Origin of the sequence: Microbacterium sp. Root322 (genome assembly GCF_001425645.1) — a bacterium.
Taxonomy (GTDB): Bacteria; Actinomycetota; Actinomycetes; order Actinomycetales; family Microbacteriaceae; genus Microbacterium; species Microbacterium maritypicum.
Window position 1 is genome coordinate 1493604 of record NZ_LMCS01000002.1, and the last position, 1300, is coordinate 1494903.

The 1300-nt window shown below is 69.3% G+C and carries 2 pseudogenes; both read right to left on the reverse strand.

Annotation, left to right across the window (positions count from 1 at the left end):
• Positions 1–589: 589 nt before the first annotated feature.
• Positions 590–975: pseudogene (locus ASC55_RS12085) on the reverse strand (Gfo/Idh/MocA family protein); the annotation flags it as partial.
• A 222-nt stretch (positions 976–1197) separates the two neighbouring features.
• A pseudogene (locus ASC55_RS17725) lies at positions 1198–1300 on the reverse strand (transporter); the annotation flags it as partial.

Sequence of the window (1300 nt, forward strand, 5' to 3'; positions counted from 1 at the left end):
TCCAGGTTCTTGGGGGTCTCCACGCGACGTCCGTGGACGTACACGCCGTTGTCGATGAGCGCCATGATGCGGCTCCGTTCTCGCAGGGGCACGGCGGCAGAGAGCACCGTGCGCGGATTCGTCAGGGGCGGATGACGCCGCCGACGGCTGCGAGGAAGGACGTGCGAAAGCGGACCGGAAGGTCAACGCGTGAACGCAGGGAGTCTCGACGCAGCGAAGGCGGCGTCGTAACTATCACCGGACATCGCCATCACCGCCTTTCGGGACTCTTCGGGGTCGGACGACCCAACGGGTCAGCATACCCCTGTCTGCTGGGAGTCGGGTGTCCGGCCCGTCGCGCCTTCCCGCCCGGAGCGAGCTCAGAGCGTGATGACCTCGCCACCGCGGGAGGCAGAGGCCTGAGCGGCCGTGGCGATCTCGACCGTGCGGATGCCCACGCCGGCGTCGGGCTGCGGCTGCCGGCCCTCGCGTACGGCGTGCACGAACTCGTCGAGCAGCAGCGCGTCGAGGTCGGCGCCCACCGGGCTCCAGGTCTCGCCGTGCGCATCATGCCCGGCGACGCCCTTGGCGAAGGGGCTGACGGTGACGNACGGCGTGCACGACCTCGTCGAGCAGCAGCGCGTCGAGGTCGGCGCCCACCGGGCTCCAGGTCTCGCCGTGCGCATCATGCCCGGCGACGCCCTTGGCGAAGGGGCTGACGGTGACGGTGCCACGCTCGGCGACGACCTGGAGGGTCAGCCCGCCCCAGGTGGCCGAGCTCATCGGCCAGCTCCAGGAGCAGTCGATCGTGGCGATGACGCCGCTCGGGTACCGGATCGAGACGATTCCGCCGGTCTCGACCTCGAGCTCGCGCTCGGCGTGCAGGATGCTGTTGGACACGGCGCGCACCGACTGGGCCCGCTCGCCCAGGAGCTCGTCGAGCAGGTCGGCGCAGTGCACGACGTGGTCGACCAGCGCGCCGCCTCCGGCCAGTTCCGGATCGGACTGGCCTGCGTCATTTGTGAGACCCGTTGGGTCTCACAAATGGACGTGCAGTACCGGAAGGCATCTCCGACCGCGTGACTCGTGCTGCCCCTTGAGCTTACGCGGCCGCACCGACTACGTGACTTTGATGGGGGAATCACCGTGAACGAAGCAGTCACTCGCTGGGTCGCTGAGGGAAGCGCGACAGCTGTTGTGCTCGCGCTCCGGGTGGTGCAGTACGGCGAACAGGGTGTCGCCGTAGCGCTCCACCTTCGAGCGCTGGTGCCCGGAGAGCGCATCCTCGACGGCGAGCGGATGCAGGTCGAACTCGCGAGCG